This window comes from Bacillus carboniphilus (assembly GCF_039522365.1).
GTDB lineage: Bacteria > Bacillota > Bacilli > Bacillales > JC228 > Bacillus_BF > Bacillus_BF carboniphilus.
Window position 1 is genome coordinate 1 of record NZ_BAAADJ010000031.1, and the last position, 1,084, is coordinate 1,084.

2 protein-coding genes are annotated in these 1,084 nt (G+C 32.4%); both read right to left on the reverse strand.

Annotated elements, in window-relative coordinates:
• Nucleotides 1–26: 26 nt before the first annotated feature.
• The gene (locus ABDZ91_RS14120; protein WP_343800033.1) at nt 27–437 is read right to left on the reverse strand and encodes a hypothetical protein; all 411 of its coding nucleotides are present in this window, start codon (nt 435–437) and stop codon (nt 27–29) included.
• A 96-nt stretch (nt 438–533) separates the two neighbouring features.
• Nucleotides 534–860, reverse strand: coding sequence for a DUF5412 family protein (locus tag ABDZ91_RS14125; protein WP_343800035.1), 327 nt, complete (start codon nt 858–860; stop codon nt 534–536).
• Nucleotides 861–1,084: the final 224 nt, after the last annotated feature.

The following is a 1,084-nucleotide window of genomic DNA, read 5'->3' on the forward strand; positions in this document are numbered from 1 at the left end:
ACTTGGGGTGGCTGGCAAGTCTTTTTTTATGTACCTAACAAAATAAGTGCAGGTCTCTGCATTTTTCCTTTGCAAAGCTCTGCACTTTTATTTTGCAATAAACAATACCACCATACATCAAATGATTTATAGATTTCATTGAAATGCTTTAAACTTTCAGGACTATTTTCAAATAAACTGTGGAAAAGTATTTCTTTTTCTTCATAAAATATATCTACACCATTTCGACTATCCTTTGATACCCTTTGTGAAAACTCATTCCACAGCTCTTTATACTTGTTTACAAATTCTCTATTAAACGCTACTCTGCTCGAAAAATATGGAAATTTCAACTTCATGTGTTCTATCTGACCATGATTTAGGTATATATTTTGTATGTAAATCAAAAAATTCAAAGCAGAGTTTGAATCTATTCTCATATTTAATGCAGCCCCCAACGTTCTCCCTCCTTGTTTTTTAAACTTCTTTTAATAAATAGGATAAATCTTTATTAGATATCCATAACTTTATTTTAACAACATACCTTTTTCTATTTAGTCCCCTAAATAGGTTTCGTCATTCTTCAAGTCTAATTTATGATTGTTAAGCTTTACTGTGTTGTTGTCAAGCCATTGTACATCCACGTTTACAACTCTTCTTTCAAAATAAATCAATTTCTTAAACCATAATGGACCATTTAATTCCCCTTCAACTCGGAAAGAGCCCATTGCTCCTGGGTTAATGACAAAGAAATCAATCGTATATTCACCATCTGGCGAATGAGTAGTCAATATATGTTTTGTTCCGTCTCCCACACCACCAAATGTAAGCATCATGAGTGTATGAAAAGTAAGAACAGCTAAAAGCAAAAATGAAATCAATACAGTAAACCAGCTTCTAAATCTTGCAGTCCACTTATTCTTATAAAGTAATCCAATTAGTCCTAATATGAATGTGACTAAGGTGAGTAACAGTATAAAATAGGGCGATGCTATAACCCTGTGACCGTCAAGTAAAATGAAACAGTTTTTGCTCGTTATTTTGAAACACTTTGTTGCCCAAATATGGTAGAACGATGTTTCATACGATAACTATCTTCATTTAA